This is a genomic window from Leptolyngbya sp. AN10, from assembly GCF_050565645.1.
Taxonomy (GTDB): domain Bacteria; phylum Cyanobacteriota; class Cyanobacteriia; order Leptolyngbyales; family Leptolyngbyaceae; genus Leptolyngbya.
The window spans coordinates 166,793-185,710 of record NZ_JBNXVP010000008.1 but is presented as its reverse complement, the minus strand read 5'-3'; the positions used below and the strand labels follow the sequence as shown (position 1 = coordinate 185,710).

Annotated in this window: 22 protein-coding genes; 14 read left to right on the top strand and 8 right to left on the bottom strand. The window is 46.9% G+C overall.

The window, feature by feature from the left end; genetic code table 11:
- Positions 1-61: 61 nt before the first annotated feature.
- The gene (locus ACQ4M5_RS13915; RefSeq protein WP_430676227.1) at positions 62-469 is read left to right on the top strand and encodes a pentapeptide repeat-containing protein; all 408 of its coding nucleotides are present in this window, start codon (positions 62-64) and stop codon (positions 467-469) included.
- A gap of 32 nt (positions 470-501) precedes the next feature.
- Here ACQ4M5_RS13915 and ACQ4M5_RS13910 read toward each other — a convergent pair whose 3' ends face one another.
- Entirely contained in the window at positions 502-966 is a 465-nt protein-coding gene (locus ACQ4M5_RS13910) for a response regulator (RefSeq protein WP_430676226.1), read from the bottom strand.
- Between the two features lie 86 nt (positions 967-1,052).
- Here ACQ4M5_RS13910 and ACQ4M5_RS13905 point away from each other — a divergent pair, with 86 nt between their 5' ends.
- Positions 1,053-1,280, top strand: coding sequence for a hypothetical protein (locus tag ACQ4M5_RS13905; protein ID WP_430676332.1), 228 nt, complete (start codon positions 1,053-1,055; stop codon positions 1,278-1,280).
- Positions 1,281-1,457: 177 nt separating this feature from the next.
- Here ACQ4M5_RS13905 and ACQ4M5_RS13900 read toward each other — a convergent pair whose 3' ends face one another.
- Positions 1,458-1,826 (bottom strand): four-helix bundle copper-binding protein, encoded by a 369-nt coding sequence (locus tag ACQ4M5_RS13900; RefSeq protein ID WP_430676225.1) that lies wholly within the window; start codon positions 1,824-1,826, stop codon positions 1,458-1,460.
- Between the two features lie 285 nt (positions 1,827-2,111).
- Between ACQ4M5_RS13900 and ACQ4M5_RS13895 the strand changes: the two genes are divergently transcribed.
- The 3 genes from ACQ4M5_RS13895 to ACQ4M5_RS13885 are packed head-to-tail and all read left to right on the top strand — an operon-like array spanning position 2,112 to position 3,398.
- The gene (locus ACQ4M5_RS13895; RefSeq protein WP_430676224.1) at positions 2,112-2,492 is read left to right on the top strand and encodes a hypothetical protein; all 381 of its coding nucleotides are present in this window, start codon (positions 2,112-2,114) and stop codon (positions 2,490-2,492) included.
- Positions 2,493-2,504: 12 nt separating this feature from the next.
- Complete coding sequence (locus tag ACQ4M5_RS13890) at positions 2,505-3,026, top strand: nuclear transport factor 2 family protein (RefSeq protein ID WP_430676223.1); 522 nt, start codon at positions 2,505-2,507, stop codon at positions 3,024-3,026.
- A 51-nt stretch (positions 3,027-3,077) separates the two neighbouring features.
- Positions 3,078-3,398 carry a hypothetical protein gene (locus tag ACQ4M5_RS13885; RefSeq protein WP_430676222.1) on the top strand — a complete coding sequence of 107 codons (321 nt, stop codon included), beginning with the start codon at positions 3,078-3,080 and terminating at the stop codon, positions 3,396-3,398.
- A gap of 127 nt (positions 3,399-3,525) precedes the next feature.
- On the opposite strand, the gene ACQ4M5_RS13880 is transcribed toward ACQ4M5_RS13885, so the two are convergent.
- Together ACQ4M5_RS13880 and ACQ4M5_RS13875 are read right to left on the bottom strand one after the other, a co-directional pair.
- The gene (locus ACQ4M5_RS13880; protein WP_430676221.1) at positions 3,526-5,040 is read right to left on the bottom strand and encodes a sensor histidine kinase; all 1,515 of its coding nucleotides are present in this window, start codon (positions 5,038-5,040) and stop codon (positions 3,526-3,528) included.
- Complete coding sequence (locus tag ACQ4M5_RS13875) at positions 5,009-6,196, bottom strand: sensor histidine kinase (RefSeq protein ID WP_430676220.1); 1,188 nt, start codon at positions 6,194-6,196, stop codon at positions 5,009-5,011. The genes ACQ4M5_RS13880 and ACQ4M5_RS13875 overlap by 32 nt, the downstream gene beginning before the upstream one ends.
- Before the next feature lie 217 nt (positions 6,197-6,413).
- On the opposite strand from ACQ4M5_RS13875, the gene ACQ4M5_RS13870 reads away from it, so the two are divergent.
- From ACQ4M5_RS13870 to ACQ4M5_RS13850, 5 genes are all read left to right on the top strand, one after another.
- Positions 6,414-8,540 (top strand): response regulator, encoded by a 2,127-nt coding sequence (locus ACQ4M5_RS13870; RefSeq protein WP_430676219.1) that lies wholly within the window; start codon positions 6,414-6,416, stop codon positions 8,538-8,540.
- A gap of 97 nt (positions 8,541-8,637) precedes the next feature.
- On the top strand, positions 8,638-8,847 hold the full coding sequence (locus ACQ4M5_RS13865) for a DUF1816 domain-containing protein (protein WP_430676218.1): 210 nt from the start codon (positions 8,638-8,640) through the stop codon (positions 8,845-8,847).
- 1 nt (position 8,848) lies between these two features.
- Positions 8,849-9,457 (top strand): class I SAM-dependent DNA methyltransferase, encoded by a 609-nt coding sequence (locus ACQ4M5_RS13860; protein ID WP_430676217.1) that lies wholly within the window; start codon positions 8,849-8,851, stop codon positions 9,455-9,457.
- Positions 9,458-9,605: 148 nt separating this feature from the next.
- Positions 9,606-10,439, top strand: a complete 834-nt coding sequence (locus ACQ4M5_RS13855; protein WP_430676216.1) for a dienelactone hydrolase family protein — start codon at positions 9,606-9,608, stop codon at positions 10,437-10,439.
- Between the two features lie 48 nt (positions 10,440-10,487).
- Positions 10,488-10,955, top strand: coding sequence for a cupin domain-containing protein (locus ACQ4M5_RS13850; RefSeq protein ID WP_430676215.1), 468 nt, complete (start codon positions 10,488-10,490; stop codon positions 10,953-10,955).
- A 332-nt stretch (positions 10,956-11,287) separates the two neighbouring features.
- Here ACQ4M5_RS13850 and ACQ4M5_RS13845 read toward each other — a convergent pair whose 3' ends face one another.
- The 3 genes from ACQ4M5_RS13845 to ACQ4M5_RS13835 all read right to left on the bottom strand — a co-directional run bounded on the left by ACQ4M5_RS13845 (position 11,288) and on the right by ACQ4M5_RS13835 (position 14,163).
- On the bottom strand, positions 11,288-12,403 hold the full coding sequence (locus tag ACQ4M5_RS13845; protein WP_430676214.1) for an alpha/beta hydrolase: 1,116 nt from the start codon (positions 12,401-12,403) through the stop codon (positions 11,288-11,290).
- Between the two features lie 35 nt (positions 12,404-12,438).
- Positions 12,439-13,698: a sulfatase-like hydrolase/transferase gene (locus tag ACQ4M5_RS13840; RefSeq protein WP_430676213.1), complete on the bottom strand. Its 1,260-nt coding sequence runs from the start codon at positions 13,696-13,698 to the stop codon at positions 12,439-12,441.
- 180 nt (positions 13,699-13,878) lie between these two features.
- Complete coding sequence (locus tag ACQ4M5_RS13835; protein ID WP_430676212.1) at positions 13,879-14,163, bottom strand: helix-turn-helix domain-containing protein; 285 nt, start codon at positions 14,161-14,163, stop codon at positions 13,879-13,881.
- 102 nt (positions 14,164-14,265) lie between these two features.
- Here ACQ4M5_RS13835 and ACQ4M5_RS13830 point away from each other — a divergent pair, with 102 nt between their 5' ends.
- The 4 genes from ACQ4M5_RS13830 to ACQ4M5_RS13815 all read left to right on the top strand — a co-directional run bounded on the left by ACQ4M5_RS13830 (position 14,266) and on the right by ACQ4M5_RS13815 (position 16,846).
- Positions 14,266-15,162 (top strand): LysR family transcriptional regulator, encoded by an 897-nt coding sequence (locus ACQ4M5_RS13830; RefSeq protein WP_430676211.1) that lies wholly within the window; start codon positions 14,266-14,268, stop codon positions 15,160-15,162.
- A gap of 277 nt (positions 15,163-15,439) precedes the next feature.
- Positions 15,440-15,955, top strand: coding sequence for a hypothetical protein (locus ACQ4M5_RS13825; RefSeq protein ID WP_430676210.1), 516 nt, complete (start codon positions 15,440-15,442; stop codon positions 15,953-15,955).
- Entirely contained in the window at positions 15,952-16,152 is a 201-nt protein-coding gene (locus ACQ4M5_RS13820) for a hypothetical protein (RefSeq protein ID WP_430676209.1), read from the top strand. Before ACQ4M5_RS13825 ends, ACQ4M5_RS13820 begins: the two co-directional genes overlap by 4 nt.
- A gap of 142 nt (positions 16,153-16,294) precedes the next feature.
- Positions 16,295-16,846, top strand: a complete 552-nt coding sequence (locus ACQ4M5_RS13815; protein WP_430676208.1) for a hypothetical protein — start codon at positions 16,295-16,297, stop codon at positions 16,844-16,846.
- 162 nt (positions 16,847-17,008) lie between these two features.
- Here the strand turns inward: ACQ4M5_RS13815 and ggt are convergent, their stop codons facing one another.
- A complete protein-coding gene (gene ggt, locus ACQ4M5_RS13810; RefSeq protein WP_430676207.1) occupies positions 17,009-18,850 on the bottom strand; it encodes a gamma-glutamyltransferase in 1,842 nt (613 codons plus the stop codon).
- Positions 18,851-18,918 lie beyond the last annotated feature (68 nt).

The window sequence follows — 18,918 nt, the reverse complement described above, 5'->3', positions numbered from 1 at the left end:
ATAGAGTGTTCTAGCAGAGTTAGGCTCTTATTATTCCATCGGGATTCTTCTCGGTCATACTATGGATGGACAAGAGTTATTGCAACAGTATGCAGATGGAGCGCGATCGTTCCCTCAAGTCAACCTAGCAAAAGCAGATTTAGCAGGTGCAGATTTACAAGGCGTTGATTTGAGTCAAGCCAATTTGCCAGAAGCAAACCTGAGTTATGCGAATTTAAGTTACGCCAACTTGCAGCAGGCAAATCTAGCCCGAACCAATTTAACAGGGGCAAATTTAACGAGCGCTAAACTTTGGAAAGCAAATCTAACCGAAGCTCAATTGGGTTCAGCAAATTTGACAAATGCAACTTTAATTGAAGCCAACGTCAACCATGCTTTTTTGTTTGAAGCGATTCTCTCCGATGCTGATTTGTCAGATGCCTTTCTGAAGGGAGCCGTGATGCCAAACGGATCAGACTATACTCTATAAGCTTAATTTTTTAGGTTAAAAGGTTAGTTCCCTTACTTTGGCTCAAGACATAACTCAACGATCGCGATAATCAATTGCTCTGGATCAACAGGTTTCGCCAGATGTCGCTGAAATCCTGCCTCAAGTGCCTGCTGTCGATTCTCGTCGCCAGCATACGCTGTGAGTGCGTTGCCTTCGGCTCTCGCTTGCGAGTCCGCAGGAATTCGGCGCACTGTTTCTGGAATTGCTTGAATGCGGTGAATCAAAGCAGGTGAGCAATCACAATCTGAAGATCGAAGATGTCGCATCAATGTATGACCATCATATTCGGGCATCCCAATGTCGCTAATGATGAGATGAGGCTGGCAATGTTGTAACGCTTCCAGGGCTGTAATTGCTGAATCTGCCTCAATCACCTCTGCGCCTGCTTGTCTCAAGGCAAAGCTGACAAAGGTTAGCATGGCTGGATCATTGTCGATCGTCAAAATTTTCAATCCAACCAATGGCTCTGCTTCCAATTGTCTACTTACTTGAGGCAGTTGTTTAGGCTGTTGATTGATGACATGATTTCAACGAGCGGCGCGTTGCCTTCGGCACAGCGTAGCTGTTCGCGAATAGTATTGATGCCTTACGCGAAGCTGGAGCGCGTTCTGAAATGACGATCGCAACTACTCGTGGTGTTTTTCTTGAAACTGCACAAGCCCAACTCGATCGCCCTGAGATTCAAGCAATCCTCGCAACGGATAGTATCTCAACCCATTCTGATCTACCAAAGGTGAAAACAGTAGCGATCGCGCCCTTGCTTGCAGACGCGATTCGAGAATTCGGTTAATTGATGACATCAAACGACTTAGCCCAAGATGGGAACAAAACTTTAACGCAGGAACCATAATACGGTTGTGCCATTTCGGAAAGAATAGAGAGAAATAGGCTAAAACGAAGAGGCTAATCCTACAAAGCTGATAGCCATGCCTAATTCCTCCTCTCCTTTCCAAAATAGAACTACTAATTACGCCATTGCCATCGCCATTTGGCGACAGGATTGGGCACAGCGGCGGCACATCTCAGCACAAGCTTTCATCTGGATATCATCACTCATACGATCGCACTCTTGAGCGCAAGCTTCGCAAACTTCAGCACAAGCACCGCAGAATTGAGCATGGAAGTTGGAATTCCGCAACATAAAATCTGCACTGGCTTGGCAGCTTTGAGTACAGTCCAACAGCAACCTGATATCAGCAAACTCAGTGTGCTGCCCGCCTTTTTGTAAGCAGTAAGTAATTGTGTTGAGACAAATGCTGTGGCAATCAAGACAGTTTTGAATGCACTGCTGCATCTCCTGATTAATTTGGCTCAAGGTTAATTGTTGAATTGGCATAACAGCATCTCCTTGATTAAAGCTACATGAGCATGGCTTACTGGATTCAACCCTAAGAAAAGCGCCGTTCGGTTTCGTCTCTCTTCCGATAGACACAATCGAAAGGAAAGCCGCACAAAATATTGGCAACTTGACCTTGAGGCTGATGCTACTCGCAAAAATAACCTGCACTGTTGATCGAGTATCGAATGGCTCTGAGATGACCGTTATATTTGTACCACCTGGATTTGAATCAAAGTCTCTCTGCCTCGCTCGGACGCATTATGTACGATACGAGGGAGCATTATGGAACCAGTCAAATTAGGAGAAAGTAAGATGGTAAACATCATTCAACCTACCGACTTGGAAGCAACCCTCAATATTGCGCGACAAGATTTAACAGCAGTTGATCCGGTTGTTGCGATCGCACTCATCGAACGCTGGCAGACCCAATTGGAAAAAACTCCAGTGTTTGGGAAGTTAAGCGAACTCAAACAAGCGATTCTCGAAGGACGATCCAGCACGATCGCGAATCTTCTTGATGAATTAGGTCAAGCAACCTGTGCTATGGTTGCCCATGTCAGTGACCACGGTTCAGCTAATGCTGAAGTGCAAGTTGATCAACTGGGTGAATTGCTGTCTCAAGCAGGTCAATCGCTGCATGAATCTTTGATAGAACAACGATAAGAGGAATGAGTGATGCAATCAAATGAACAACGATACCGTGATCGAGCAGCACAAGACGACTTCTTTGATGCCGATTTAGCGGATGCTCATCTCAAAGTCAGCGCTCAAACTGCCCATGCTGCTGTCAATTCTGAAGATAAGCAGAAAACAAAGGGCAGCTTGGCGGAAAGGTTTATGCAGACCCTCCAACAAATAGAAAAAACAAAGAACGTAGATCCTCTCGTTACTTTATTTGCTGAAGATGCTGATCTTAGCAACCTGGCGATGCATCATCCCATTGAAGGACACCAAGCGATTCGTCAGTTCTGGCAGAACTATTTATCCGTGTTCGATCAGATTCACTCTCAGTTTACACATACCAGTGAAGGCAACGGCGCGATCGCATTGGAATGGATTTCTGAAGGATCATTATCTCCAGGCGAACCACTCAGCTACCGAGGGGTTAGCATTCTTGAAACTCAAAATGGAAAGGTGCAGCATTTTCGGACATACTATGACTCTGCGACTTCCTTACCCAATGGGGCGAAGCACTAAAAGAAAAATCTGTACTCTGATTCGGCAAGGCAGCAAATCATCAACTTAGAAATGACAAGAGATAGCAACTCAAACGATTTTGCAGAAATCCTCAAAGGGTTTGGGTTGCTCATGCTTTTTCATATTCTTGCCGCTATCATTATTTTTGTTCTTGGATTCATTGTTGGTCCGTTGCTAGGAGATTATAACTTCTTTACATTTTGGATATTTGGTATTGCGGGCTTTCTATTCTGGCAATTGTTGTATGTCATACCAATTCTGCTTCAACTCAAGCGTCGTCGCAAAATCGGCATGATGAAAGGAGTGATTGTGGGTGCAGCATTCACCGCGCTTCTGAATAGTGTTGGATTTCTACTGTTGATGGTTCGTTGAGTGATCCCCATCTAACCAATTAGAAGGCACATTGATCCTTCAGACAGCAATAATAGCATCTCTTTGAAGAAAGCCATTATTGGCTGATTTTGTGTGCAAGCTCGCGACTGTGATCCAGATTCTTCAGTTATGCACTGCGTTTGAACGCGGGTAGTTCAATCCAAAAACGGCTGCCTTGGTCTTGCCGAGATTCTAGTCCGACTCGTCCGCCCATGCGTTCAATCCCTTTCCGCACGATCGCGAGACCAATTCCAGTTCCCGGATAAGTATCAGAACCATGTAAGCGATCGAATACCTGAAAAATCCGATCCCTAAATTCTGACGGAACTCCAATGCCGTTATCCTCCACCCAAAGTCGAACTTGATCTCCGCGTTCCTCGGCGTGGATTTGTACCTGGGGATGAACATCGGGTGGCACAAACTTGATGGCATTCGAGAGCAAATTGGTAATCACTTGAACCAGAGTGAGGTAATTCGCTTGTACGGCTGGAAGTGGTTCGATCACGTTAATGGTAGCTTGTTGTAATGCGATCGCTGGCTGTAGTTGAGTTAATACTTCTTGAACTACGGTCGCGAGAGACAACGGTTGAAGTGGCATCTCCTCACGGCTCAATTGGCTGTAGGTCAGCAAGTTTTGAATCAGCGTTTCTAAGCGCTGAGTTCCAACGACAATGCGCTGCAAATAAGTTTGGGCGGTCGAATCAAGTTGCAAGTTGAAGTCATCAATTACAGCTTGAGCATATCCCTCGATCACCCGCAGAGGTTCCCGCAAGTCGTGTGACACCGAATAAGAAAAAGCTTCGAGTTGTTGATTCGCTTCTTCAAGCTGTGCGGTACGCTCTAGGACTCGTTGTTCTAACGTCTCGGTTAATTGTCGAATCTCGGCTTCTTGTTGCTTTCGCTGGCTGATATTCTCCATTAAGCCATCAATCACAGTTTCATTGCCGATCGTACTGAGTGTTTCACTCAGCGATACCCAAATTTCTTCACCATCGTAGCGACGAAGCAAAATTTCTCGCTCAATGCCACGATCGTCCGTCTGTAACTGCTGTAATTGATTGGGATCTTGTTCATATTGCCAAATTGGATCGCGTTGCATTCTCGTTTGTGCTGCTTCTAGCGATTCCACACCTAGCATTCTCAGGAAAGCAGGATTGGCATCAATTAACTCTCCGTTCAACCGAATACGAAAAATACCAAGATCCAGTCGATCGAGTAGCGATTGCAGACGAACTTGCAGCAAATCGGTTTGCTGCTGCATTTCGACTTTTGCCATCATTGCCTTGACCGAAACGGTGAGGCGAATATAGTGGCGCGGTGACTTGAGTACATAGTCATCTAATCCCGCTTTCATCGCATTGATCGCGGTCTGCTGAGTACCCGTACTGGAGAACATAATCACGGGCTTGTACGGATAGCGTTCTTTCACCGCTTGCAGCACGCGAATTCCGTTCGTCCAGAGCAATTGATAATCCGTAATGACGACATCAAATCGATCTTCCTGGAGTGCTTGATTGAATCCCTGAGCATTAACAATTTCGGTAATTTCGACCAAGGGAAACTCGCGCCGCAGTTCTCGGATAATCAAGGCGCGATCGTCGGGGTTGTCATCAACTAGCAGGATTCGCTCTGGATGTGTCATGGGATTGCACTCCTTGGGGTGAGTCTGCGAACTGTGGTAACTCTACCCAAAATCGGCTTCCTTTTCCAGGTTCAGAGTTAACCCCAACTCGTCCGCCCAATCGCTCGATCGCTCGACGCACGATCGCAAGTCCTAGACCCGTTCCTGCGTAAAAATCTACGCCCTGCAACCGCTCAAACGGCTCGAAAATTCGGTCTTGATCCTCCGGCACGATGCCAATCCCATTATCCTCAACAGACAAGCGAACCCATTGCTGACCATTTGTTGCGGAATATGCTTCTGCCTTAAGGCTGATCTGTGGCATGGTGTCAGGAGTGACATATTTAATAGCATTGTTTAGAAGATTGGAAATCGTTTGGACTAAAAGGGTACGATTGCCCCAAACCATTCCAAGGGGTGCTGCAACTTCAATTTGGGCTGACTTAGGAGCCTCTGCGATGTTCTCCAACACCTCAGCGACGATATTATCGAGATTGATCGGCTTCATTCTCAAATCAAGGCGGCTAATGCGACTAAAGATCAGTAAATCGCAAATCAGGGCATCCATGCGATCGGCAGCAGTCGCAATCCGCAGCAGATAATCCCGTGTCAAAGGTTCCGACGCATCCTCGCTCAACAAGGCTTGGGTAAAGCCTTGGATGCCTCGAAGCGGAGCCGACAAATCATGCGCTACGGTGTAGGAAAACGCTTCTAAATCGGCATTGGCTTGCTCAAGATTTGCCACCCGATGTTCTGACTCGATCGCCAACTGATGCAATTGTTCTTCAATTTGTTTTTGCTCAGTGATATCGATCGCCGAACTCTTGACCAACCGCCTACCATCCGGCAACCTTCCCAGTGGCAAGGAGTAGAATTCCCAGACTCGAATTTCTCCAGATTGGGTTCTAATGTCGAAGTTTCCTTCATCGATTCGTTGCTCTAGTTGGTAGAGGCGATTGATTCGACGACAAATGCTATTTTTTTGCCGTCCATACGCTTTCTCAACCCAATCGGAAATCGTGGGAATTTCTTCGCGCAAGTAGCCCGTAATCTCTGTCCAAGCGTGGCTAATCTGGATTACTTCACCATCTTCCGCGTGGAGCATCACCGGGATGGGTTCATCCCGCACTGTACGCTGAAGTTGTTCTTGAGTATGCTGCGGTATGTCTTGAGCCATATCGATCACTCAATATTCTTTGACTAGCAAGTAAACTCAGTATGTGCCGATGCCGCTTCTATTCTGGCAAACTCTGTAATACATGGAACACAAATCTGAAGAAAATCTAAATATGACGATGGGAGGAAGCGTGTAGCCGGAGCAGACTTTACTATTAGCAGGAAATTTGCTTAATTCGGTTATACAACAGCAATGTTCTGTAACAACTATTACCAAAATGCTTCATATCCTGCTTGTTGATGATAATCCTGACGATCGTGTTCTTGCTGCTAGAGCGCTACAGCAAGGATTCTCGGCAGTTGACATTCAATCGATAATTGATGCTCCAACGTTTGAGCAAGCTTTAGAGGGTGGGGCATTTGATGTCGTTGTCACGGATTATCAATTACTCTGGTCGAACGGACTTGCTGTTCTAGAGAAGGTAAAGGCGCAATATCCCAACTGTCCCGTGCTGATGTTCACCAACAGCGCGAATCAAGAGACTGCGATCGCGGCGATGAAGTCAGGACTCGATGATTACTTGGTAAAATGTCCGCGCCACTATGCCCGATTGCCCTTGATTGTGCAAAGCGTTCTCCAACGCGCTCAAGCAAAGCAGGCGTTAGAAGCGGAACGAGAACAATTACTAGAGCGGGAACGCGCTGCCCGTCGTCGGGCGGAAGCAGAAGAACGCCGTTTTGCCTTTCTTGCAGAAGCCAGTCGATTGTTATCGTCTTCCCTAGAGTTCGATACGGTTCTCAAACAGGTTGCACAATTAGCCGTTCCTAATCTTGCGGATTGGTGTTTGGTCGATATTATTGACGGGGATTTCATCAACTGGCGGGAACCTGTGATTGCCGCAATTGATCCAGAGAAAGAACTGTTGGTGCGTGAACTGAAGCAAAAGTTTCCACCGACGATCGACGATGATTACGGTCCGGCTAAAGTGCTACGGACTGGAGAACCTGAACTTGTTGCTAATCTTTCGGATGCGTTTGCTATTGAGATTGTGCAAAATGTCAGACATCTGACGCTTTTGCATCAACTCGAAGCAAAGTCATTGATGGTCGTGCCAATTAAGCTGGCAGAACGAATTCTAGGCACGATTTCTTTTGTTTCGTCTCAGATCGATCGTCATTATGCGATCGCAGACTTAGACATGGCGATGGAGTTAGCTCGACGGTCGGCGTTTGCGATCGAGAATGCTCGCTTATACCGGGAAGCACAGGAAGCCAACCGCCTCAAGGATGAATTTCTAGCGATCGTCTCTCATGAACTTCGTACCCCGCTCAATTCAATTTCGGGCTGGGCACAGATGTTAGGGAAAGGCAAGCTTACTCCCGCAATGCAAGCGAAGGCGATCGAAACGATCGATCGCAATGCTCGCCTGCAAACTCGCTTGGTAGATGACATTATTGATGCGGCTTTAATTATTCAGAATCAAATTCATCTCGCTCGTCATCCGGTGAATCTGATTCCGATTATTGATGCTGTGATTCAATCGGTTCGGGCGGCGGCTGAAGAAAAGTCGATTCAAATTGAGACGCAGTTCGATCTGTCTGTCGAACGAGTCTTGGGAGATGCGAAACGGTTGCAGCAGATTGTCTGGAATCTTCTCTCGAACGCGATTAAGTTCACACCAAAAGGCGGACGTGTCGAAGTTCGACTGACGCAAATCAATCGGCATCTTCAACTTCAGATCATTGATACAGGCAAAGGAATTACGGCTCAATTTATGCCGCATATCTACGATCGCTTCAGACAAGCGGATAGCTCAATTCAGCGATCGTTTGGTGGACTTGGACTCGGATTAACGATCGTGCGGCACTTAGTTGAAATGCACGGCGGTACAGTCTATGCCACAAGCGAAGGAGACAATCGAGGGGCAACATTTACCGTACAGTTACCCGTTCACAGCATTGAGCCACTGTCTAGAACAACTATTTCTTCACAGAATTTTCCAGATCTCAGTGGGTTGAAGGTCTTAGTCGTTGAAGACAATAGCGATACCTTGGAGTTGCTTCGATTTATTTTGTCAGAGTGTGGCGCGAAAGTGACAACGGCAGTTTCTGTAGAAATTGCGCTCAGGTCAATCCGCCAACAAGTTCCCGATCTATTAATCAGTGATATTGGCATGACTGGACAAGATGGCTATGAGTTGATTCACCAGATCCGATCACTGCCTCTTGAACAAGGCGGCAATATTCCTGCGATCGCGTTAACCGCATTTGCGACAGCAAAATTTCGCGAATTGACCTTGGCTAAAGGTTTTCAACTGCATCTAGAAAAGCCGATCGATCCGATGGAGTTCGCTGCGATCGTTGCCAAGCTTGCTGAACAGAAGGTATTGCAACTGAGAGAATAGAACAACCCATAAGATTAGACTTTAGGTAGAGGACAGCGTTGCATTTGCTACCTACTATTTTCCGTGAGCTAATCTTAGCAATCTTGCAATGCTAGCCATGAAACTACTCAATCAAGTCAAAGGGTTATTAACGGGTCTACGTCAAGTTAAGCCAAAGGAGTGGTGGGTAGAGATTATTACAGCCCAACCGAGTTGCATTTATTATTTTGGTCCGTTTCAGAGTGCAAGTGAAGCAAAAGCAACCCATCCAGGATATGTAGAAGACTTACAAGGCGACAGCAGCTTTTTGAGTAGTTTGGGAATCTAGTATGCGTCCGAAAGATACAGCAACCCGATACGATCGCATTGCCCGATGGTGGCAAACTCAGCATCAAGATTCGCTTTATGGCATTCCACAATTAGAGCGGGCAATTCAATTTATTTCTAATAAGCGATTTGCACTTGATATCGGCTGTGGCAGCAGTGGACGATTTATTCAAGCGCTGAGTGTACATGGATTTCAGGTGGAAGGACTGGATATCTCTTCAGAAATGATCGCTTTAGCCAAACAACTCCATTCAAGCACCACTTTCTATCACGCAGACATCTGCTGCTGGTATCCCCCTAAGCTTTACAGCTTGATTGTGGCTTGGGACAGCACGTTTCACCTGCCGCTAGAGATGCAAGAGCCTGTGACAAAAAAGCTATGTGCTGCGCTTGAACCCGGTGGCGTACTGATGTTCACCTGTGGGGGCGGGCATCGACCCGGTGAGGTTGCTGGAACATTTCAAGGTCAAGACTTTAAGTATAGTACGCTGGGGGTCAATTCCTTCTTAAAGATTCTAGAAGAGCATCATTGTACTTGTCTGCACCTCGAATACGATCAATATCCTGAGAATCATGTTTATATCATTGCTCAATCAATCTCCAAACCGTGAATCAAACCTTAGCGCTTCAACGCATGATACGCTTACCAAGCATTAGAAGCAGAACTTGAATAATTCCCAAGAAGGATGTATTGGAAGATTCAGACCGCCTAGAGTCATTCACGCACTTCATTTTGATCGAACACTCAAAGCGCCAATTATGGAACGAATCACACGCCGGGAATTTATCACGACTGCAACCTTAACGGCGGGTTTTGCTTTAGCAGTCCAACCCATCTCAGCAAAAACGCTCAAAACAGATGCGACCGGATTAGTAGCAGGTGCGGTTCAAATTCCTGTTCAAGATGGCTTCATTCCTGCTTATCGATCGGCTCCCGCAACAGGCACAAATTTCCCGATCGTACTCGTGCTTCAAGAAATCTTTGGCGTACACGAGCATATTCAAGATATCACTCGACGGTTTGCAAAGTTGGGTTATCTTGCCATTGCACCAGAACTATTTGTTCGACAAGGTGATGTCTCAACCCTCAGCAATATTGATCAAATTCGTCCGATCGTCGCGAAAGTTCCAGATGCTCAAGTGCTATCCGATCTCGATGCAACCGTGAATTGGGCAGTGAAATCAGCACAAGGCAATCCGAATCAACTGGGCGTGACTGGGTTTTGTTGGGGTGGGCGGATGACTTGGCTGTATGCGGCTCACAATCCACGAATCAAAGCGGGTGTTGCTTGGTACGGGCGATTAGTGGGAGATGCAACACCGCTCACACCGCAGCAACCGATCGACATTGCCGCAAAGCTCACTGTTCCTGTACTCGGATTGTACGGCGGCAAAGATACGGGCATTCCGATCGAATCGGTCGAAAAGATGCGCGAACAACTCAAAGCGGGTCGGAGCAGATCTGAAATTGTAGTCTATCCGAATGCACCTCACGCCTTTTTCGCAGACTATCGCTCGTCTTACCGAGAAGCAGAAGCAAAAGATGGATGGAAACGTTTACAAGCTTGGTTCAAACAGAACGGTGTCGGCTAGATGAAATCAAAAGGGCTATGCTTTAATCCCTAGTTCTAGGAGCAACTGATGTCACTTCCGTTAATTTTGCAGCCTGGAGAAGGACGCTCCGTCCAAATCCGTACTAGCACCTGTACGTTTAAGGCGACTGCGCAAGAGACGCATGGACATTTCGGTTTGTTCGAGTTTGTTATAGAAGCGGGAACGAATGGAGCCAGCCCGCACATTCACAAAGAACTGACTGAGATGTTTTACGTGGTCGAAGGCGAGGTCGAATTGCTGGTAGGTGAGCGTCGAATCATTGCTGAACCCAAAGCGTTCATCCTCGTCCCTGAAAATACCCCACATGGGTTCGCGAATGTGGGGCAGACTCAAGCAACGCTCCTGATCTTGTTTTGTCCTGCTGATTCTCGTGAGCAATATTTTGAAGGCTTGGCAGAATTAACAAAAGATGGACGACAACCGAGTCAAGCGGAACTACTAGAGTTGATGCAGCAATTTGATCAGTATCCGGTTCCGCAGCCTGAAGATCATTGAGTGTCAACAAGCTAGTGGGTCATTTGGCATGAGTATCGCCATTTCTCGAAAAAGCTGATTGTCCTCGTAATGCTGAACTCAGTGAGCAGATAATGGCTATATCCGAAGCAAATGACCCACTGGAGCGACAGGAAGATTACGATCACTGCAATTCCTCAAGAACCTGAGCATGAGGGCAATGAACGTCAATGCAAGGTTGTCACTTTTCGGGGCACGATCTTCACAAACTCGATTCCTCCCCTAAGCGACAATTAACAGCATAGATTTCCTTCTAATTTACTCGAAGGTTTACCCTGGAAATACCCTTCTTTAGATAGGAAGTTTGAGAGCGACTATTGCAGAAACGAGGTAACTTCTTGAATAAAGCGATCGCGCCCTCGCTCTGGTCGATCAAGGAATAGATAATGCGTTCCATCAGAAATCGTAACAGTCTCAACTCGCGGTGCGTTCACTAGCTCAGATTTTAGGGCTGAAACATCAGCAGGGCGAGACCAAAAATCTCGCTCTCCTCGAATCACGAGGGCTGGAACCTTAATCTCTCTAGCATCCCAGTACTTCCGTCCCTTCGCAAGATTGTAGCTCTCTAATCGATAAGCACCAGGAATCCGTAGACTCGGCGGTTGTCGAGTGCTGCTCGTTGGATCACTCTGGAGCGCTTGTTGCTGATAGGCTTGAGCAACGGCAGGATCGCGCCATTGGCTTTTATCTTCAACAGGAATAGTTTGATTCCATTGCCGCAACAGTCCGTCTGCTGAATTCAAGCGATAAGCACCCGCGTCTGAATTAAATTCACCCGGACGTTCTGGATTCTCAAAAGTCTTGCCTAATGCCCAAGGAGCATTGACCCCATACAGGCTATTCAGCATCACCAAATGGCTAACTTTCGCAGTGTTGCGACTGGTGTACATTCCTGCCCAATGTCCTCCCGTTGCCCAACCGACAAGCGCAACTTTTTGATTGGGTGTCCGCTGACGAATCCAGTTTACGACTGCATCAATGTCACGGACTGCTTCTTCAGAAGTGACAGCAGGCGGATTTTGCTGGGGTGGTTGATTCAGGGATGGGGGAAGCGTTGAGCCTTCCCAACCTCGCACATTCATTAGATAAACTGAATGCCCTTGGGCTGCGAGACCTTCTGCGACTGAGTAGTTACGAACTGGGAGGTCAAATGAGGTAAAGCTACCAGGACCGCCACCGTGAATCAATAGAATTGGAACTTGCTGGGAGGTGCGATTGCGCGGCTGTACTTCTCGAACGGCAAGTTGAATGCCCGGATCGCTGTTAACAAAGGTATTATTGCGGATAATCTCGGATTTGGAAGAGGGTACAGATTGCTGAGACTGAGGGGTTGGAGCTTGAGCTTGCATCGTACAAGAAGTGCTGACAGTCGCAGCAAATAATGAAGCTAGGAAAAAAACTGCTTTGCGATCAAAAGTTGAAAAAGTCATAGTGCTTGAGGGTTAGATTTACAACTGGGGTGAACTTAGCTTTGAGGCGCACCGCTTTGAGCGAGGCGTTGACGTAGAAATGCGATCACGTCTCGATTGACGCGCAGTAGATTGTCGATCGTGCCTGCCTCGCGCCACTGATCCATACGCTCTAAGTTGTAGAAAACGGTGTTCGGTTGTTCTAATCCATTTTCTGATTGCATTAACGAGGTATCAATCAGGGGATAGCGATCGGCAAGTAATTGCATTTGAGACTTCAATCGCAGATGGTCTTTGATTTGTCGATTCAAATCGAGCAATCGGCGCGGCGCTGGCACAGGCGTTGAACTTTCTGCTTTAATTTCTTCTAGTACGCGACCAGAACCCCCATCGGTATTTGTGGGAGGTAAGCCCATCAAATTTAGAACAGTCGGAACAATATCAATGCTTTCTGCATAGGGAATCGTTTTACCTTGGGCTATACCAGGACCAATAAACGCCAAGGGAATCCGCCAACTTTCTTCATTCTGAATCGGATGCCAACCTGTGGAAGCTTGTCCGTCTGTGAGTAGGACTAAGAGTGTATCGTTCCATTTATCCATCCGCTTTAGCTCTGCAACAAACTCGCCCAATAACCGATCGGCGTTCTGTGCCGCTTTAATGTAGGGCGATCCATCTGCCCAGATGTTGTTTGCCCACGGTTCATTCTTTAACCGACCATCCGCTACATCTTGGCTGGCTGAACCTGTATCTTGTAGCACCAATCGCATAAAGCGAATGTCGTACTGGCGCAACAGATCCAGCGCAAAGCGAACACCACTTTCATCGGTGCTACGATCGAGCTTGACAAAGTTGAAACCTGGATTGAGAGACGCATAAGCTGTGCTATTCGCAATATGCGCGGTGAGTTGCCGTGGGTAGAAGGCTCGCTGAACATATTGCTCTTCCCACCACGGATCAAGAAAAAGCGATCCTGCTAGTGTAGTGGGATTGGGGGGTGAGGTTAAACTGAGGCTGCGATAGCCATTCTCGGTTTGATGCCAGGGAATTAGAATGTAGGCTTCATCGACTGATGTTCCCTGCTGTACCAACGACTGATAGTTCATCATCTTTAAGCGTTCGGGGGCTTGGTAATGCAAGCCATCGATATGAAAGAAGATGATGCGGGCAGGTTTACCGCTAGAAGTCGCAGGAGCTTGAGCAATCGTGGTTTGAGGGGTGTCTGTTGCAGTTGCAGATTCGTGAGCGAGAATCAACGTTATTCCCATCACAAACAGAGCGAGTGCCGTAATGATAGCCCACTTCATCCGTTTCATTGTCTTATGCCACATAGGTTTTAAAGTTCTGACTCTAAACGTCGCGTACTAACGATTTTGCCGTTCTCTTTCTAGAGATATATTTCAATTTCGTGAAAGCATTCCGGTTTGTTAAACCCTCACCGTGAGGGATCTTTGATCAATTTGAGGTTATTTTGTTATGGGTAATACAAAAACTTATCAGGAACAAAGGCGATCGCGAATCGATTGCGGAATTTGCTCCCACATTTCCCAAACCAAATCCATCTCTGCAAGCTTTCTTAGAGAGATAAATTCTGGCGTTTGACGTTGGCTACTAAACCATCGTTCGACGGTTGCAAGACTACAGCCACAAATTTGAGCGATTTGGCTTTGAGTCACGTTCCACTTTTGATAGAACACGAAGACATCCATCGACCACTGACAATTGCTATACAACTCCAGCAAGGTTAGCTCTCGGTCTCCGAGCGATCGTCCGTTCGTCATGCTTGATTGATCCTGAATCTATACGTCTCCATTCATGCTAAAAAGTGAGATTAGAACTGTCCAACACTCATTCAGTTCATCATTCACACCTTGGAGGTTCAAATGGAATTACGGCATCTACGTTATTTTGTGGTGGTAGCAGAAGAACTTCACTTTGGTCGAGCCGCAAAACGCTTGCAGATGGCGCAACAACCGCTCAGTCGCCAAATTCGTGAGTTAGAGGTAGAAATTCAAGTACAACTCTTGCAGCGCACGAAACGAACGGTGCGCTTAACGGAAGCAGGCAAGACTTTTCTAATTGAGGCAAGGAAAACACTCCAACAAGCCGATCGAGCAATTCTGCTGGCAAAACAAACCGATCGCGGTGAGCGGGGACAGTTGACCATCGGCTTTACGGGTGCAGCGTTGAATAGCATTTTGCCTAAAGCTGTGCGGCAATTTAAGAAACAGTATCCTGAAATCAAATTAGTGCTGGAGAGATCGCAAACAAATGAGCAGGTTGAGGCACTGTTGAGCGATCAAATTCACCTAGGCTTGCTACATCCGCCAATTCATACCGATGCACTGGTTGTAGAAACCTTGTATCGAGAGAAGTTGCTGCTCTTTCTGCCAGATAGTCATCCATTGGCTGATAATATGTCTGAACCGATTTCGGTCAAAGCGCTGTCTGATGAACCTTTCATCTTCTACCCACGCTACGTTGGTTCTGTTTTGTACGATCAGATGATTGGACTGTGTCAGCAAGCGGGCTTCAGTCCAAATGTGGTGCAAGAAGTGTTTCCTCAGCACACGATCTTAGGATTAGTGTCGGCTGGAATGGGAGTAACGCTGCTTCATGTTTCAGCATCTGCGATCGCACCGCATGATGTTGTTAGCAAACCCTTATTAGAGCCGACTCCAGAACTGGAACTTGCTGCCGCATGGCAGTACGGTCATCGTCATCCTGTTCTACCAATTTTCCTGGAGGTCTTACGACAAGTGAGCACTGAATCAGCATAATTCATTAAATTGCGCTTAGTGTCAGGCATTGTCAATCAAGGCAGGATTAGGTTACTGGCTTCACCGTACCACGCGATCCCACTCCTTATCAGCAGTACGTTTAGCAGAAAGTGTACCCGTATTTACCTCTAGCGGATGAGGCACAAAAAGAGAAAAAAGTTTAACCAAACGTTGGATGAGATTGTGCTGCGATAAAAAAGCGTTAGACGATCGAGGCAATGCGCTCTTTCATTGGAGAGACGCAATCCGCCTGTTGCCTTTCTAGGCTGAGTGCAGCGTGGGTAGCACATCAAATGATCTCGTCGCAGACTCTATCCGTTTGTCGAAGTGCGATCGCAGCGACCAACTCACCGAAAGCACCGTACAAGCAGGAAACAGAGAAATGGTTAGCCAGCTCCAGAATTTACCGATCGTCGAAACCTTTGGCACGTTAGAGCCAGTGGCTTACTTCAATGGTGCGATGTTGACAGGTGTGACTGTCTCGCACGGCGGACGAATCTTCGTGAACTTTCCCAGGTGGGGTGACGAAGTGCCGTTTACCGTTGCTGAAATTCGGGATGGTCGCCCAGTGCCTTTCGAGTTCGTGTCGATGCTCAACCCGTTCTCCTACGTTAATCAAGAGCGTTCCCCTGACTGGATCAGTGATTGCTCATTTCTTGGCAGGTGTTTTCTTGGTGAACGGTATCCCTCACTTCGTCAACGGGATTTCGGGTCATCGCTTTCAAACGCCGTTTGCTTCTCCGCCTGCGGTAGGAGAATCCTCGCCATTATCATCAACGTGGTGTGGGGATGATGAATTTTGTAACTGGCTCGTTCCTACTCAGTAGAGGTAAGTTTGCTGTCGGACTGACTGCTGATACTATTGCTTTTTTCTTGGGCGCAACCCTGATCGCGATCGGTTTAGCTTGGCATTTTGGGCGGGTTCGTCATTCAGCCGCGAATCCTGTGTCTAGCTTCGAGTCCAGCAAACTGCCATACGATTACCCTTAAAACTTCATTGAATTAAGAGCAGCACACCTATTTCTTCCCGTCTGAAAGGAATACAATTTTTTTAGGTTTAGAAGAAACCCCGCCTGTTGCAACCAAGCGGGGCTATTGGTTTAGTTCCTCCACAAGGGAGGGGTGTGGCTCCATGATAGAACGTTCATCGCCTGAGTTCAAACGTACTCAGGTTAAACAACCGTCTAATTCCAGAAGGAACAAGTCTCTGGAAAATCTAGATTTAGACCTGGAAACGGTTTATGCTTTTCTGCTGCAACTTCCACTTTGCGATCGGCAAGAAATTTTACGTCGTCTTCAGAACCATTTGGGGACAGTTCACAGTGCAGAACAGCTAAAAAACCAGCTACCTGATGGAATGCGAATTCAGAATCATGTTGGCTCGAAAGAAATCCGCTCAGTCACCAAGAAGGGAAAGAACTACATTGAAATCTGGTTTCATTGGGAAGAACCGCGATCGACCGAAAAAGGGGCGGGGCGTGAGTGGATTCATAAAAGTCGCTATGTTTGCCAATATCCAGAGCATGGCAAGCCTAAATCGATTGCCGCTCAGAAACTGGGAATACTAGACCAGCAGCTTGCACAAGAACGCCCTTATTCCGAAACATTAGAACTGCTAGGTTTATCTGCAAAGAAAGCAAAACGACGCTTACCAAATTCTCAGAAACTTGGAACCGGGACTTGAGGCAAACATCATTCTGATGGTAAATATTGCTACTGTGTTCTGACTTTGTTCAATTGGTAGAGCTAAATTCCAGAAGGACTTTCCACCTGGAATATTTTGAAGATTTCCAAACTTTGGAAAATTTTGGCGCGTCGGCAGGAATCTCTAACTGAGAAGAATGAGCTATGGCTGCAAACTTTCCTTTGTGCTGCGCTCCTCACTCATCGCTTGTCCAGTTGGCTTACGAGGATCATGGGCAGCTCGACGAATCTGTGCGTCAAAGCTCAAGGATTCAGCCGCACCCCAACCTCCGTAGGGAATGACTCGATAGCCCATTTCCCATAGCTGCTGAAACGTTGAGCCAGGTAAGGCATGGGCTTCTGTTAGGACAAAATTCGGCAGTCCTTGATAGTGAATGCGAGGGGCTGCAACGGCTGCTTCGATTGATTTACCATGTTCAAGCGTGTTGAGCATAATTTGCAGCACAGTTGTTGGAATTGTAGAGCCGCCTGGACTTCCCGTTGCCAAAACAGGCTGATTGTTTTCTAAGACGATCGTAGGAGTCATTGAACTCAGTGGACGCTTACCGGGTGTGATCGCATTTGCCTTTCCCTGAACCAGTCCATAACTGTTCGCCACACCTGGTTTTGCTGTGAAATCATCCATCTCATTATTCAAGAAGAATCCTGTATTCTCAGCAATCACTCCCGCTCCAAATAAGGAATTCAATGTGTAGGTCACACTCACGATATTGCCCTCACGATCCGCGATCGTATAATGCGTCGTGTGGTCGCCTTCGGACTTGGAAGGAGTGCGATAAACCTGGTTTGGATCAATGGCGCGATCGTGTGGAATTTTGCTACGAATCTCAGCTGCGTAGGATTTTGAAAGCAATCGCTCAGATGGATTTTGAACAAAGTTTGGATCACCGAGTTCAGCGTTACGATCGGCATAAGCAAACAGCATTGCACTCAGCATCCAGTGAAGTGTTTGAGGCGTTTGAAACCCGCTTTGCTTGAGCAAATAACCTTCTAAAATGTTGAGCATTTGACAAAGCGTCGTTCCGCCACCCGGAAGCGGAGCCGTCAAGATCTGATAGTTGCGATACTGGCATTGCAGCGGAGCAGTATCCTGAAGCTTATAACTCGCGAAATCTGCGGTTGTTAGAATTCCGCCATTTTGATGACTTGCCTGCACAATCTTCTGGGCAATCTCACCCTGGTAAAATACTTTTTCTCCACCAGCCGCAATCAATTTGAGCGATCGCGCTAAGTCAGTTTGAATCAATCGATCTCCTGATCGATAAGATCGACCCTTGTTGAGAAAAATCTTGGCAACGTTCGGCTGCTTCTCAAAGGTTTTTCTATGACGTTCAAGAATAGCAATATCAGCAGGGTGCAGAACGAATCCTTGTTCGGCAAGCGCGATCGCAGAAGTCATCACTCTCTCACGACTCAAAGTACCATACGTTGTCAGCGCATAATCTAACCCTTTAACAGTGCCAGGAATACCAACTGCTAGATAGCCTTGAGTGCTGAGATTAGGAATGACTTTTCCATGTCTATCCAGATACATCGTTGGAGTCGCAGCAGTCGGAGCCGTTTCACGAAAATTAAGAAATCGAGTTTGACCATTAGCCATGCGAATTAGCATAAATCCACCGCCACCCAAGTTTCCACAGCACGGGTAGCTTACCGATAGCGCGTATGCGGCTGCGACTGCGGCATCGATCGCGTTACCACCAGCTTGAAGAATTTGTACTGCTGCTTTGGAGGCTTCATGGTGTTCGGTCACGACCATTCCGCCTGTTCCTATGACAGCAGCAGAGGTAGTCGAAGAGCAAGATGGCGCAAAGGATTCACGACATTGTATCACGCTAATTCCCTTGTAGAGATACGTCAAAGGGTGGTAGACATTTCGTGCCAGCAGCATATCTAGAAGCACGATCGCACTAACAATAAGCAATCCAAATCTTACCCATCGGAAAGCTTTTCTAAGGTGTTTGCGTTTTACGAACGATTTCATATACTTTGAGGATTAGGGTGCGCTCAAGCGGTGAATTAGCTTGCCAATCTGCCATTGAATGAGTTTTT